The following is a 1,739-nucleotide window of genomic DNA, read 5'->3' on the forward strand; positions in this document are numbered from 1 at the left end:
AGTCTAGTGGTAAAAAGTCAATAGAAAGTTGATTAATTTTTAGATGATTTTCTAGACAAAAGGGTGCACTAAAAACACCTAGCGAAAAACGCTTTTTTCGCCAGCTTATCCAAGGACTTGTGCCGATAATCACTTATCTTCCATAAGCCTCCTTGGTGGCGTATAGAGTTGGCGGTTGCGTAGTAGCGCATCCACCAGACGCACAAATTTTCTAGCGGTTAAGACGATGGCTCGTTTGTGTTGATGTTTAGGAACTTCATGATACTTCTTCTTGTAAAAGGTTTGATACTCACTATCGTGTCGTCTGACCGAGTTGGCGGCTTCAACTAAGTAATAACGGAGATAGCGGTTGCCTCGTTTGACAAGTTCAGTATTTTGAGAGTTAGAGTTCCCGGATTGATTCTGTTTCCAATTCAAGCCTGCATATTTAGCGACTTGAGGGTGGTCTTTAAAGCGATCAATCTGTCCAATTTCAGCGATAATGCCTGCGGCGTACACTTTCCCCACACCAGGAACAGAAGTTAAGCACTGGTATTCAGGGATGACTTCGACCATGTCTTCAATAGCTTTATCAATATCCTTGATTAATTTCTCAAGGTTTCTGATTTCTCGAGCTAATAGACCGAGAATAACATTGACAGAATCTTGTTGTAGCTTGGGTAGACGATAAGAACCCCTGACAGCTGATTGAATAGCTTTAGCTAATTTTTCAGGCGCTTTGAATCGTCCTCTTCCTAGTTTCTGGAGAAATTCTGCCAGATCTTCGAGAGCAATAGTGGCTAATTCGTCTAGGGAGTAGTCTTCTGTCATAAGAGAGATGATTGTGCTAGACCAGAGATTGGTTGAGAGGTTCTCATTCTTGATTTCAGTTGATAAGGTATTGCACTTGTAGTAGATATTCTCAATAAAGTGCTGCTTGGTCTTGGTCAACTGCTCAATGAGTTGAAGCCTGGTTCTGGTCAAGTGCTGGAGCGCCATGTATTTCTCTTCCTTGAGAAAAGCAGGTGAGAATCGCTCGATACGGAAATAATCGGCAATATAGAAGGCATCAAGGGTATCATTCTTGTTTTCTTCAAAGGCTTCCCGGTATTTCTTAATCTTATTGGGCTGTTCGACCATGACCTCAACCTTTAGAGCTTTCAAGTCGCTGTCTTCATGAAAGAACATGGCAGGGTGAAAGCTGTAGAGACTGGTGGCTTCCATACCAATGACGATGCGTTCAAATGAATAGGAGTCATTGAGTTCAAGAATTTGTTTCTTGATTTCAGAAGCACCTACTAGGTCATTGGTAAGAGAAGCTGTAAAGGGAGTTGTTGTATCACTAAGCATGATACAGACATCTAATTTGGTAGAGCTAACGTCTAAACCGACAAAACATTTCATTTGGAAGGTCTCCTTTCATTTGTATTTGGAAAGTTTCTTGACTACTGTAAGGTTCCCCAGAAACACGTTGAACCAACAGCCTCGCATAAGAGAATTCTAGTCACTAGCTCACCTGCCGCCTGTACGCTACTACGTACAGAAGTGAGCGTAATGGAAACAGCTAGTGTGTTGGAAGTAGGCACAACGCTTGGGTAACAGACTTAAAAATGAAGTCTAAGCAACAAGGAGGAAAAGAAACAACCATGAGTCCATTCCATGACTCTATTGTTCTGGAAAACCTTGCAATAGTCAAGTTAACATTATTACACTCATTAAAAATTTGGGATTGAAAAATCCCCATAAACTTATTTTACGAG

1 protein-coding gene is annotated in these 1,739 nt (G+C 41.2%); it reads right to left on the reverse strand.

Annotated elements, in window-relative coordinates; genetic code table 11:
- Positions 1 to 129 precede the first annotated feature (129 nt).
- Entirely contained in the window at positions 130 to 1,383 is a 1,254-nt protein-coding gene (locus SST111_RS08720) for an IS110 family transposase (protein WP_099810731.1), read from the reverse strand.
- Positions 1,384 to 1,739: the final 356 nt, after the last annotated feature.

Source organism: Streptococcus suis YS161, from assembly GCF_002760245.1.
GTDB classification, from domain to species: domain Bacteria; phylum Bacillota; class Bacilli; order Lactobacillales; family Streptococcaceae; genus Streptococcus; species Streptococcus suis_I.